The sequence below is a fragment of the Allobosea sp. P5_A5 genome (assembly GCF_056400625.1).
Window position 1 is genome coordinate 99,143 of sequence record NZ_JBFUKY010000003.1, and the last position, 12,270, is coordinate 111,412.

The window sequence follows — 12,270 nt, forward strand, 5'->3', positions numbered from 1 at the left end:
ATGTCCCTGCAACTTCCCGAAGACCGTCTCGACGGGATCGTGGCCCGCCACGCCACTGCCACCGACGAGATCAATCATGCCAGCGACCCGGTTCGCACGGTGGAGCTGGCGCGGGAGCTCTCCGAGCTCGCTCCGGTCGTCGATGCGATCGCCACCTGGCGCCAGGCACAGATGACGCTCGCCGGAGCGCAGGCGCTGATCGACGATCCCGCCACCGACCCGGAACTGCGCGATCTCGCCCATGAGGAACGGGACGAGGCGCGCACCGAGATCGAGGCCCGGGCCCGCGAAATTCTGGTCGCGTTGCTGCCCAAGGATGCGGCGGACGAGCGTGGTGTCATCCTCGAAATCCGTGCCGGCACGGGCGGGGACGAAGCCTCCCTCTTCGCCGGCGACCTGCTGCGCATGTACCAACGCTATGCGGCTCAAAAGGGCTGGAACGTCGACGTGCTCTCGGAGAGCGAGGGCACGGCCGGTGGCTACAAGGAGGTCATCGCCGAGATCAACGGGCGCGGTGTCTATGCGAGGCTGAAGTTCGAATCCGGCGTGCATCGCGTCCAGCGCGTGCCCGATACCGAAGGGAGTGGGCGCATCCATACCTCGGCCGCTACGGTGGCGACTTTGCCCTTGGCCACCGATGTCGACGTCGTGCTGAACGAAGGCGACATCAGGACGGACACGCTGCGTTCGGGCGGGGCTGGCGGGCAGCACGTCAACAAGACCGAATCGGCGGTGCGCCTGACCCATATCCCGACCGGGACGGTCGTTCTGGTCCAGGACGAGCGCTCCCAGCACAAGAACAAAGCGCGGGCCTATGACCTGTTGCGTGCCAAGCTCTACGACATCGAGCGGACGAAGATCGATGCGGAGCGCTCGGCCGACCGCCGCGCGCAGGTCGGTTCGGGAGATCGCTCGGAGCGCATCCGTACCTATAATTTTCCGCAGGGCCGAATGACCGATCATCGCGTCAACCTGACCCTCTACAAGCTCGACGAGATGATGCAGGGGCTGGTGCTGGACGAGGTGATCGACGCGCTAACGGCCGAACACCAAGCCAGGCTGCTCGCTTCGGAAAATCCGGCATGACGCAAGGTGATGCGAAACAAAACAGGTTGTCGGGGGTTGCAAGGGTATCCACAACAATGGGGGGACCCTCCAATGCTCAAGACCCTTTCGATGTTCGCCATGGCCGGCATGATGACGCTGGCGATCAGCGGCGCCTCGCAGGCGCAGGACCAGACGATGCGCAAGATGACCTCGGGCCAGTCCCCGGCGCTCATGAATTCGATGACGCAGGCTCAGGCCAGCAAGGCTTGCCGCGCCGAGATGCGCGGAGCGCGCGAAAGCAAGAAGTCCATCCGCGTCAAGATGCGCCAGTGCGTCAACCAGAAGATGCAGGGCAACAACTGATTTCGGCGGGAGGCTCGCTGTCTCCCGCAGGCGACGACAAGCTTGATGGCGCCGTGCCGACCGAAAGGGCGGCGCGGCGTTTGCTTGTGCGGACCTTGAAGCGAGCCGGCATCGAAAATGCAGCCCTCGACGTTCGTTGGCTAACAGAGGTGGATACCAAGGGGCTCGATCCCGACACCCCGCTGACCCCCGAAACCTGGTCAAGACTGCAGGCGCTCATAAACCGGCGCATCGCTGGCGAACCGACCTGGCGCATCATCGGCGAGCGCGAGTTCTGGGGGCTGACCTTTCAGCTGTCGCCAGCAACGCTGGAGCCTCGCCCGGACAGTGAAACGATCGTCGAGGCCGCGCTGGCCGCCATTGAGAATCGGCAGGACGACCCGCTTGCCATTCTGGATCTCGGCACCGGAACAGGCTGCCTGTTGATCGCGATGCTGCATGAATGCACGCATGCGGTCGGGCTCGGCATCGATCTTTCGGAGGAAGCCTGCCGGACCGCGAGCGAAAACGCCGAGCGCAATGGCGTCAGCGCACGCGCCCGCTTTCGGCAGGGCCATTGGGCGGATGGCGTGGACGAACGCTTCGACCTGATCCTCTCCAATCCGCCTTACATTCCGTCGGCCGAAATCGAGACCTTGACGCCCGAGGTCAGGGATCATGACCCGAGGCTTGCGCTCGACGGCGGGCAGGATGGCCTGGCGCCCTACCGCGCCTTTGCCTGTTCCCTTCCAGCTCGGCTGAATCCAGGCGGCGTCGTTATCCTGGAGATCGGTGCCGGTCAGAAAGACGACGTGGTCGCGCTGATGCGGGAAGGGGGCCTGGAGCTTCGCAGCAGCCGCTGCGATCTCGGAGGCCATGAACGCGCGTTAATCTTCGCGTCCCAATGAAGATGCCCACAGCTTTCAGTCGATTTCGCTTGGAGACGCGTCTGAAAACGGCTATGTACCACCTAGCCGAAGCTGGCGGCGTCGGAGCCGAAGCCTTGGGCAGCCCCTTTGATTGGTAGGTTAGCTCAGCTCGGGTCGTTTTCGGATGAATGTCCGCGACGGCATCTTCGACGTGCCGGATTGGAACGGGCGCAGGCGGCGCACCCGCGGCATTCGGGGTTAGAAACCCTTTGGAACAAGAGCGCGTGAAGACCAGGAACGGCGCACGGCCCCTTCAGGTCCACTTAGTCCGACACGGCGTCGCAACCCGCCGCATGTCGAAACGCGCATGACGGCGCCACGGTTGCTTTGAACAAAGAAGCGCGAGACAGACGCGAATGAGACCAGGTCAGAACCGGCGTATGCGCGGCCGTAACAATAGCGGCGGTACCCATAACAACAACAATAACGGCAATCGCAAATCGCCGAACCCGTTGCAGCGCAGCTACGAGTCGAACGGCCCGGACGTAAAAGTCCGCGGCACGGCGCAGAACATTGCCGAGAAATACTTGCAGCTCGCGCGCGACGCTCAGTCGTCCGGCGATACCGTTGCTTCGGAAAGCTATTTCCAATACGCGGAGCATTATTATCGCATCCTGCTCGCCGCTCAGGAGCAGATGACCCAGCAGTTCGGCCATGCTTTTCCGCCGAACCGGGCTTTCGTCGATGTCGAGGACGAGGTCGACGAGGACGGCGACGAGGATATCCAGGGCGGGTTCATCCCCGGCTCCGGCCCCCAGCCCGATATGCGCGCTCAGAACGGCCACATGAACGGCAATGGCTATAACGGCCAAGGCGGGCAGCGTGCCGACGGCGGCCAGCGCAGCGAAGGCGGCCAACGCAGCGACGGCGGTGAAGGCTTCGACGGTCAGCAGCAGGGCGGACAGCGTTTCGACAGGCCGAACCGCCGCGAGCGCTTCAACAACAACCCCAATAACGAGCGCCGTTTCGATCGTAATCCGCAAGATCGCAACCCGCAGGACCGTCCTCAGCAGGACCGGCCCCAGCAGGATCGCCCTCAGCAAGATCGCCCTCAGCAAGATCGCCCTCAGCAGGATCGGAACCAGCAGGATCGCGGCGATCGTCGCTTCGACCGCAATGGCGAGCAAGGGCAGGGCAGTTACGCGCCCCGGTCCGATGCGCCAAGGTCCGACATGCCGGTTGCCGACGCTGGCTTGGGCGTCGAGGCAGCGGCACCGCTGCCGCAGCAGAATGACGAACGCAGCTTCGAGCGTCCCGAGCGCGCCCCCCGTGCCGAACGTCGCCCGCGCCGCGAACGCCAGCCGGAGCCCGAGGGCGACGACATCGCCTCGGCTCTGCCGTCCTTCCTGACCAACCCGGTGCGGATCGTGCCGGCCGAGCCTGCCCCGGTCGAACCTGCTGCTCCGGCCGCCGCGGCTGAGAATGGTGACAAGCCGTCCGCGGAAGCCGCGCCGAAGCGTACGCGCCGCCGTCGCTCGCCGCGCGAGGTGATGGATGCGTTGGGCTCCGATACCGACGGTTCAGCCGAGAGCTGATGCTCCCGACGTGACCGATTATGAATGAAAAAGGGCCCGCGAGGGCCCTTTTTGCTGCCGCGTCGGCGTCGGGCCGTTTGTCAGGCCGCGACGGCTTCGGCCGACGTCAAAACCAGACCTGGTCTGAGAACCCCGCCGGTGAGAACGCGGCAATAGAGGCCGCAATCGACATGGCCGTAGTTCTTCATCAGCGCTTTCGGAATCTGCCGGTCGCGGGCGCCGGTTTCGGGATCGACATTGGTGGCGGCGCAGCGCTCGATCCGCTTGATGACCTGCAGGCGGAGGCCGTCCTGCCCGACCAGATCCTGCCCGACGAGTTCGTTCTCGGCCCAAGCGTCCAGGCCGCTGACGAGGAGGTTGCCGCGAAAGCGCAACGGGTCGATCGGCAGGCCGATGCGCTGCTCGAGATCGGCAACGCTGGCCCGGTTGATGATGGAGACGAAACCCGAGCGGGAATCCGTAAAGCGATACGCCGGTGGCGCGGTGAGCAGCCTTGCTTCGCCGCGCAGCGAACCCGGCATGAAGCGCTCAAAGAACCGTGTGATGGCGACACGGCCGTTTTCGGTCGTCGTATCGGCTCGCAGCGTCTCTTGGTCGTCCTGCTGGATGACCAGTTCGCCGCTGGCGTCGTCGTAGCGGCTGCGCAGTCTGGCCAGTGCCTCATCGCGCATCAGCATCAGATATTTGATCTTCGGCTGATGGACCGGTTCCGCCGGATCGAAACCGGACGGGCCGTTCTCGATGGCGAAGAGCCTGTCGCCGGGAAAATAGCCGCCCGCTTCCAAAACAGCCTCGCCGATCGGCTCCGGCGAAAGCCCTTTGACCGGGTAACGGTGCAGCGTCTCGATGCGCATGGTCGTCCTGTCGTCGTGTGGCGAAACGAGAGTGATAATCGTCTTCACCAGTGTCGGCAGCTGAATTTCCGTGACCGTTTCGATCAATCCCCGGCATCGGCTTCGGGATCGACGCCCTCGCTGACCGAGCGCTGGCAGCCCCAACCCGTCAGAACGTCATCGGTGTCGTCGGCGACGAAGAAGCGCGCCGCGTCGCGCTCATATCCCTCGCCCAGCAACCGGTCGTAATCGGTGTGGCTGTGCCGGACATGACTGCCGAGCGCGAGCCAGAGCGCCGTCGCGGGCGGCAGTGTTTTCATGTGCCGACGCTCGGCCAATGCAAGCACGGCTTCGGCATCCGACAGCGGAATGCCCGGTGCCAGCGCTCTCAGTGCGCCGCGAATCGCCTTCTGTCGCTTGGTCCCGGCCATGCTCGATCTGCGCTTGGCCGCGCCCGCCGGTCAATTATGTCCAAGCCTCTTCCGTTGCGCCAATGTCACACTATCTTCAGACCCGGAGGGCGGCCGTGAGCGGCGCCCGATCCTGATCGAGAGGGCGGCAGGCCCAGCGTCGCTACGGGGCGCGGGCTGCAGGCGGAGTAGTTTGAATGAACATCGAGAAATATACCGATCGCGCGAAGGGCTTTCTCCAGGCCGCACAGACCATCGCCTTGCGCGAGGGCAACCAGCAATTCACCGCCGAGCATCTGCTGAAGGCGCTGCTCGACGATTCCGAGGGCATGGCTGCCGGCTTGATCGACCGCGCCGGCGGCCAGTCTCGCGTCGCGCTGCAATCGGTCGAGCAGGCGCTTGCCAAGCTGCCGAAAGTTTCGGGCGGCTCGGGCGGGCTGAATCTGACGCCCGGCCTGGCGCGTGTCTTCGACACGGCCGAAAAAGCGGCGGAGAAGGCCGGCGATTCGTTCGTCACCGTCGAGCGGCTGCTGCTGGCGCTCGCGATCGAGAAGGACACCGAGGCCGGCAAGGCGCTCGCCAAGGCCGGCGTGACACCGCAGGCGCTCAACACGGCGATCGAGGCCATCCGCAAGGGTCGAACGGCCGATTCCGCCGGGGCCGAGCAGGCCTATGACGCGTTGAAAAAATACACCCGCGACCTCACGGCTGCGGCGCGCGACGGCAAGCTCGATCCGGTCATCGGCCGTGACGAAGAGATTCGCCGCACCATTCAGGTGCTCTCGCGCCGGACCAAAAACAACCCTGTCCTGATCGGCGAGCCCGGCGTCGGCAAAACCGCCATCGCCGAGGGCCTCGCGCTGCGCATCATCAATGAAGACGTGCCTGAAAGCCTGCGCGACAAGCAGTTGCTGGCGCTCGACATGGGCTCCCTCATCGCCGGCGCTAAGTATCGCGGCGAGTTCGAGGAGCGGCTGAAGGCGATCCTGACCGAAGTGTCCTCGTCGGATGGCGGCGTGATCCTGTTCATCGACGAGATGCACACGCTCGTCGGCGCCGGCAAGGCCGATGGCGCGATGGACGCCTCGAACCTACTCAAACCCGCTTTGGCGCGCGGCGAGCTGCACTGCGTCGGCGCGACCACGCTCGACGAATACCGCAAATATGTCGAGAAGGACGCCGCGCTCGCTCGGCGCTTCCAGCCCGTCTTTGTGGACGAGCCGAGCGTCGAGGACACGATCTCGATCCTGCGTGGTCTTAAAGAGAAATACGAGCAGCATCACCGCGTCCGCATCACCGATTCGGCGCTGGTCTCGGCCGCGACCCTGTCGAACCGCTACATCACCGACCGCTTCCTGCCCGACAAGGCCATCGACCTCGTCGATGAGGCCAGCGCGCGGCTGCGCATGCAGGTCGACTCCAAGCCCGAGGAATTGGATTCGATCGATCGCGAGATCGTTCGGCTCAAGATCGAGCAGGAGGCATTGAAGAAGGAAAGCGACGCCGGTTCGAAAGAGCGGCTGAAGCGGCTCGAATCCGAGCTCGCCGATCTCCAGACGCGCTCCGACACCATTACCGCCAAGTGGAAAGCGGAGAAGGACAAGCTCGGCGCGGCGGCCGAACTCAAGACCAAGCTCGACAACGCCCGCACCGAGCTGGCCCAGGCTCAGCGCAAGGGCGAGTATCAGCGCGCCGGCGAACTCGCCTATGGCGAGATCCCGCAGCTTGAGCGGACGTTGGCCGAGATCGAGGCGACAGGCAATGACAGCGGCATGGTCGAGGAAGCTGTGACGCCGGACCACGTCGCGCAGATCGTCAGCCGCTGGACCGGGGTTCCCGTCGATCGCATGCTGCAGGGCGAGAAGGAAAAGCTCCTGCGCATGGAAGAGGTTCTGGCGTCCCGCGTCGTCGGTCAGCGCGAGGCTGTCGAGGCGGTCTCGACGGCTGTGCGTCGTGCCCGCGCCGGTCTGCAGGATCCCAACCGCCCGATCGGCTCCTTCATGTTCCTCGGCCCCACCGGCGTCGGTAAGACCGAGCTGACCAAGGCGCTGGCCGCGTTCCTGTTCGACGATGATTCTGCGCTGATCCGCATCGACATGTCCGAGTACATGGAGAAGCACTCTGTCGCCCGGTTGATCGGCGCGCCTCCCGGCTATGTCGGATACGAGGAGGGCGGGGCGCTGACGGAAGCGGTGCGGCGCCGGCCCTATCAGGTCGTGCTGTTCGACGAGATCGAGAAGGCGCATCCCGACGTGTTCAACGTTCTATTGCAGGTTCTCGATGATGGGCGGCTGACGGACGGGCAGGGTCGCACGGTGGATTTCCGCAATGTGCTGATCATCATGACCTCGAACCTTGGTTCGGAGTATCTGGTGAACCAGCCCGAGGGGCAGGACAGCGAGGCCGTGCGCGACGAGGTGATGGGCGTCGTCCGGCAGGCATTCCGGCCGGAATTCCTGAACCGCATCGACGATATCATCCTGTTCCACCGGCTACGTCGGCAGGACATGGGCGCCATCGTCGACATCCAGATGGGCCGGCTCGCCAAGCTGCTGACCGACCGCAAGATCACGCTCGAACTCTCCAAGGAGGCGCGCGAGTGGCTGGCGGACAAGGGCTACGATCCCGCCTATGGCGCACGCCCGCTCAAGCGCGTCATCCAGAAGTCGGTGCAGGACCCGCTGGCGGAAGCTATCCTCGCCGGCGAGATCAAGGATGGCGAGGACGTGCCGGTCACAGTCGGGCCGGGCTCGCTGATGCTCGGCTCGGTTCCGTCCGTGAAGGAAAAGCGGCCGGTGGGCGTTGCGCTGAATTGAGGGCGGCGGCGTCCTTCTCCCCTTGCGGGAGAAGGTGGCTCGGCAAAGCCGAGACGGATGAGGGGTCTCGCGACCTTCGAGAAGGATCTACCTGAAGCTGCGCTAACGATTCAGCGCGGCGCGACCCCTCACCCCCGCCCTCTCCCGCAAGGGGAGCGGGGTGCGTCGAGCTACCCCCGCTTCAGCACGAACACCGCCTGCGCACCGAACAGGTTCCAGAACCACCAAGGCGCCTTGACGCCGACACGCCCACCGGCCGCGTCGAGAGCGACCGCACGCTCTTTCTCGGCGCCGACGAGATCGCACAGCGTGACGAAGTCGCGGATCGTGCAGAAATGAATGTTCGGCGTATCCCACCAGGAATAGGGCAGGGAGTCCGTCACAGGCATCCGCCCATGGAAGAACACCTGCGAGCGCATCCGCCAATGCCCGAAATTCGGGAAGGAGACGATGGCGCGCCGGCCGATCCGCAGCATGTGCTCCAGCACCAGCCTTGGGTTGCGGGTCGCCTGGATCGTCTGCGAGAGGATGACGTAGTCGAACGAGTCGTCCGGGTAATCGGCGAGGTCAGTATCGGCATCGCCCTGGATCACCGAGAGCCCCCGCGTCACGCAATCGGCCACGCCCTCGCGTGACAATTCGATGCCGCGCGCGTCGACTTGGCGCGTCTCGGCTAGTAGTGCGAGCAAAGCGCCGTCGCCGCAGCCGACATCGAGAACCCGGGTGCCGGGCCGCACCATCTCGGCGACGAGCTTGAGATCGATGCGATTGGTGTGATCGGGGAGGGTCATGGCAGTGCGTCCGGCTCGCGTAGTCCGATGTCATTCCGGGGCTTCGCAAAGCGAAGAACCCGGAACCCACGACTGGCCACAACGGAAAACAACATCCAGTCGATCGGTCTCACCCGGTCGTGGGTTCCGGGTTCGGCCCTCCGGACCGCCCCGGAATGACAAGCGGCGGAGCGCATCAAATCCCCCTGGCCCGGGCCGCGGCGCCTAGAAACCCGCGCGCCGTCGCAAACAGGTTCGGCTCGTCGAGCAGGAAGGCGTCGTGTCCCTTGTCGCTGTCGAGTTCGACGAAGGAGACCGAGGCACCGGCCGCATTGAGCGCATGCACGATGGCGCGGGAGTCAGCGGTCGGGAAAAGCCAGTCCGAGGTGAACGAGGCCACGCAGAACCGCGTCTTCGTCCGGGCGAACGCCTTTGCCAGCACGCCGCCATGGTCGTCGGCGAGGTCGAAATAGTCCATCGCACGCGTGACGTAGAGATAGGAGTTCGCGTCGAAGCGCTCGACGAAACTTAGGCCCTGGTGACGCAGATAGCTCTCGACCTGGAAATCCGCATCGAAGGAGAAGGTCGGAGCCTCCCGATCCTGCAGCTTGCGGCCGAATTTGCGATGCAGCGCCTGTTCCGAAAGATAGGTGATGTGAGCGCCCATGCGCGCGACCGACAATCCCTTGGACGGTCGCGTGCCTTCTTCGAGATAACGGCCGCCGCGCCATTCCGGGTCGGCCATCACCGCCTGCCGGCCGACCTCGTGGAAGGCGATATTCTGCGCCGAATGCTTGGCCCCGGTCGCGAGCGGCAGCGCCGAGAAGACGCGGCCCGGATAGCTCGCCGCCCATTGCAGCACCTGCATGCCACCCATCGAGCCGCCGGCGACGCAAAACAGCGTCTCGATGCCGAGGGAATCGATCAGCGCCGCTTGCGCCCGCACCATGTCGCGAATGGTCACCATCGGAAAGGACAGCCCCCAGGGCTGGCCCGTTTTCGGGTCGGTCGAGGCCGGCCCGGTCGTGCCCGTGCACCCACCGATGACATTCGCACAGATGATAAAATACCGCTCGGTGTCGATCGGCTTGCCCGGCCCGATCATCGCCGTCCACCAGCCGCCCTTGCCGGTGATCGGGTTGCGGCTGGCGACATACTGGTCGCCGGTCAGTGCGTGGCAGACCAGGATCGCGTTGGATTTCGCCGCGTTCAGTTCGCCATAGGTCTGGTAGGCGATCTGCCACCGGTCGAGCACGACGCCGCAATCCATCAGCAGCGGGGCATCTGAGCCGAACCGCGCGACCTGGCTCGATGGCTCGTTGGCCTCCTTCAGCGGGTCGGCCAGGGTAGGAGAAAGATCGCTCATCTCGTCCGTCCGGGCAGAATGTATTTGTCCTGCCGGTCCAATCGTTCGGAAAATAGAACTCTAGCGATGACGTGGCGGCGCGTCGCTGTCAACGCGGCACTGCGCGCCCGGCTTTGCCAAGCCAGCAGGGGAGCGCTAAGGAGCGTGGCCCTTTCGGAACGCACGCCTGCCCATGACCGAAGCCGCCCCGACCACGCTCGCCGATCTGCGCGGTGAAATCGATCGCATCGACAATGCGATGCATGCCTTGTTGATGGAACGCTCGCAGATCATCGAGACGCTGATTTCGATCAAGAAGACGCAAGCCTCCGGCTCCGCCTTCCGCCCCGGCCGCGAAGCCGACATCATGAAGCGGCTTGCGCTCAGCCATAAGGGCCTGTTGCCGCTCGACACCGTGGAGAGCATATGGCGCATCATCATCGCGACCTTCACCTATGTGCAGGCGGGCTATGCGGTTCATGCTGACGTCTCCGGCGGTGATGCCGCGATGCGCGATTCCGCGCGCTTCCATTTCGGTTTCACGGTGCCCTTCGTCGCCCATGAGGATGCCCGTGCGGTCATCCGCGCCGTTGCTGAATCCGCCGGCGACCTCGGGATCTTTCGGATGGACCAGGGGGCCAGCGCCGGCATCTGGTGGCGCGACCTGATCGGCGCCGACAAGCCGAAGATCATCGCGCGGTTGCCGTTCATCGAGCGGCCGGATCATCCCGCCGGGACCCCGGTCTATTGTCTGGCGAAGCCGCTCGCCGACGCGGCCGTGCGCGAGATCGTGCTTTATGCTGCGCGCGTCGAGCGCTGGTCGGACGGATTGCGGCATGGGCTTGCCGAGCATCTCGCCGAAGTCTCGGCCTCGGCCGCCGATGGCTCGCATCTTTCGCTGCTGGTCGCCGCGTCCGGCGAGGTCGACCAGGCCGCGATCCGTGCGGCGCTGGCGCCTGCCGGTCTCAGCGACTTTTCGGAGGTCGGCAGTCACGCCGCCCGCTTCGCCGTCAAATCCGCTCGTTCCTAAGTCCTCATGCTCCTGATCTGATCATCCTCGACGCCGTCATCCCCAGCGACCGCAAGGAGACCGGGGATGACCGAGCGGGGATGAAACCGAAAGCTTAGAACCATGTCCGCAACCTCCCGCCCTGTTCCCCGCCCCGGCGTGCTCGAGATCCAGGCCTATGTCCCCGGCAAGTCGAATGCGCCGACGGGGGTGAAGCTCCACAAGCTCTCCTCCAACGAGACGCCGCTGGGGCCGAGCCCGAAGGCCGTGGAAGCCTTCGCCAGCCTTGCCGGCAAGCTCGAGCTTTACCCGGACGGCTCCTCGAGCCGCCTCAAGCAAGCCATCGCCGGCCGTTATGGCCTCGATCCCGCGCGCATCATCTGCGGCAATGGCTCGGACGAACTGCTGGAACTCGTGACCAAGGCCTATCTCGGGGAGGGGGACGAGGGCATCTACAGCCAGTACGGCTTCCTGGTTTACCGCATCGCCATCCTCGCGGCGGGTGGAAAGCCAGTGATCGTGCCCGAGAAGGATTACACGGCCAATGTCGACGGCATCCTCGCCGCCGTGACGCCAAAGACGAAGATCGTCTTCCTCGCCAACCCTAACAACCCGACAGGGACCTATCTGCCCTTCGACGAGGTCAAGCGCTTGCAGGCAGGCTTGCCGGGCCATGTCCTGCTCGTCCTCGATGCCGCCTATGCCGAATACGTCCGTCGCAACGACTATGCCTCCGGTCTCGAACTCGTGGCCGAGAGCGAGAATGTCGTGATGACGCGCACCTTCTCGAAGATCTACGGGCTTGCCAATCTTCGCATCGGCTGGCTTTACGGTCCTGCCCATGTCCTCGACGCGCTGGAGCGCATTCGAGGCCCCTTCAACGTCAATGGCGCGGCAATCGAGGCCGGGGCTGCGGCCATGGCCGACGAGGCGCATGTCGCGGCGGCGATCGAGCACAATGACAAATGGCTGGCCTGGACGACGGTCGAGCTGGAGAAGCTGGGCCTCACTGTTACCCCCTCGGTCGGCAATTTCGTGCTGATCCACTTTTCCAATGACCCCGGCAAGACCGCTGGGGACGCCGACGCCTTCCTGACGCAGCGGGGCCTTATCCTGCGCGCGGTGGGCGGATACGGCCTGCCGGACGCGCTGCGCATGACGATCGGGTCGGAGGAGGCCAACCGCCTCGTCGTCGCGGCGCTCGCCGATTTCCTGTCGCCCCACCCATGAGCGA

The 12,270-nt window shown here is 64.9% G+C and carries 11 protein-coding genes and 1 pseudogene; 8 read left to right on the forward strand and 4 right to left on the reverse strand.

What is annotated here, in order from left to right; all coding sequences use genetic code 11:
* From prfA to AC1DR6_RS07355, 5 genes and pseudogenes are all read left to right on the forward strand, one after another.
* Complete coding sequence (gene prfA / locus AC1DR6_RS07335) at nt 1-1,086, forward strand: peptide chain release factor 1 (RefSeq protein WP_476828547.1); 1,086 nt, start codon at nt 1-3, stop codon at nt 1,084-1,086.
* A 72-nt stretch (nt 1,087-1,158) separates the two neighbouring features.
* Nucleotides 1,159-1,410, forward strand: coding sequence for a hypothetical protein (locus AC1DR6_RS07340; RefSeq protein ID WP_476828548.1), 252 nt, complete (start codon nt 1,159-1,161; stop codon nt 1,408-1,410).
* Nucleotides 1,314-2,297 (forward strand): peptide chain release factor N(5)-glutamine methyltransferase, encoded by a 984-nt coding sequence (gene prmC / locus AC1DR6_RS07345; protein WP_476828549.1) that lies wholly within the window; start codon nt 1,314-1,316, stop codon nt 2,295-2,297. Before AC1DR6_RS07340 ends, prmC begins: the two co-directional genes overlap by 97 nt.
* A 401-nt stretch (nt 2,298-2,698) precedes the next feature.
* A pseudogene (locus AC1DR6_RS07350) lies at nt 2,699-2,893 on the forward strand (DUF4167 domain-containing protein); the annotation flags it as partial.
* Between the two features lie 597 nt (nt 2,894-3,490).
* Nucleotides 3,491-3,853, forward strand: coding sequence for a hypothetical protein (locus AC1DR6_RS07355; RefSeq protein WP_476829010.1), 363 nt, complete (start codon nt 3,491-3,493; stop codon nt 3,851-3,853).
* Between the two features lie 80 nt (nt 3,854-3,933).
* Here AC1DR6_RS07355 and AC1DR6_RS07360 read toward each other — a convergent pair whose 3' ends face one another.
* Both AC1DR6_RS07360 and AC1DR6_RS07365 read right to left on the reverse strand, forming a co-directional pair.
* Nucleotides 3,934-4,707 (reverse strand): MOSC domain-containing protein, encoded by a 774-nt coding sequence (locus AC1DR6_RS07360; RefSeq protein ID WP_476828983.1) that lies wholly within the window; start codon nt 4,705-4,707, stop codon nt 3,934-3,936.
* An 83-nt stretch (nt 4,708-4,790) separates the two neighbouring features.
* Entirely contained in the window at nt 4,791-5,117 is a 327-nt protein-coding gene (locus AC1DR6_RS07365; protein ID WP_476828550.1) for a DUF2293 domain-containing protein, read from the reverse strand.
* 176 nt (nt 5,118-5,293) lie between these two features.
* Between AC1DR6_RS07365 and clpB the strand changes: the two genes are divergently transcribed.
* Complete coding sequence (gene clpB / locus AC1DR6_RS07370) at nt 5,294-7,912, forward strand: ATP-dependent chaperone ClpB (RefSeq protein WP_476828551.1); 2,619 nt, start codon at nt 5,294-5,296, stop codon at nt 7,910-7,912.
* Nucleotides 7,913-8,082: 170 nt separating this feature from the next.
* On the opposite strand, the gene metW is transcribed toward clpB, so the two are convergent.
* Entirely contained in the window at nt 8,083-8,703 is a 621-nt protein-coding gene (metW, locus tag AC1DR6_RS07375; protein WP_476828552.1) for a methionine biosynthesis protein MetW, read from the reverse strand.
* A gap of 175 nt (nt 8,704-8,878) precedes the next feature.
* A complete protein-coding gene (gene metX / locus AC1DR6_RS07380; protein ID WP_476828553.1) occupies nt 8,879-10,048 on the reverse strand; it encodes a homoserine O-acetyltransferase MetX in 1,170 nt (389 codons plus the stop codon).
* A 172-nt stretch (nt 10,049-10,220) separates the two neighbouring features.
* Between metX and AC1DR6_RS07385 the strand changes: the two genes are divergently transcribed.
* Both AC1DR6_RS07385 and hisC read left to right on the forward strand, forming a co-directional pair.
* Nucleotides 10,221-11,057, forward strand: coding sequence for a chorismate mutase (locus AC1DR6_RS07385; RefSeq protein WP_476828554.1), 837 nt, complete (start codon nt 10,221-10,223; stop codon nt 11,055-11,057).
* Nucleotides 11,058-11,159: 102 nt separating this feature from the next.
* Entirely contained in the window at nt 11,160-12,266 is a 1,107-nt protein-coding gene (hisC, locus tag AC1DR6_RS07390; RefSeq protein ID WP_476828555.1) for a histidinol-phosphate transaminase, read from the forward strand.
* Nucleotides 12,267-12,270 lie beyond the last annotated feature (4 nt).